General features: G+C 74.3%; 1 protein-coding gene. It reads left to right on the top strand.

Annotation, left to right across the window (positions count from 1 at the left end):
• Nucleotides 1-268: SAF domain-containing protein (locus A985_RS27185; RefSeq protein ID WP_198288721.1), on the top strand; the 268-nt coding region annotated here is incomplete at both ends.

Raw genomic sequence — 268 nt, 5'->3', positions numbered from 1 at the left:
CCGCCCACCGCGCCGGCCCCGGCCGCGACGCCTTCACCGGTAACCCAGACGCTCACGCAGCGCTATCCGGCCGTGGTGGCGGCCAAGGCGCTCGCGCCGGGCCAACCCATCGACGCAGACGGCGTGAAGCTCGTCTCGTTCGATAGTCAGACCGCGGGCGGCTTCGCCAACCCGGCCGACGTCGTGGGCCGCGTGCCCCTCATTGCCCTCGCGGCCGGCGTGCCCGTTACGCAAAACGCGCTCGCTCGCGGCCTCGCCCTGCAGCTCG

The sequence above is a fragment of the Pandoraea sp. B-6 genome (assembly GCF_000282835.1).
GTDB lineage: Bacteria > Pseudomonadota > Gammaproteobacteria > Burkholderiales > Burkholderiaceae > Pandoraea > Pandoraea cepalis.
Note: the sequence above shows the minus strand (reverse complement) of the source record. Positions and strands in the feature narration are given on the sequence as shown.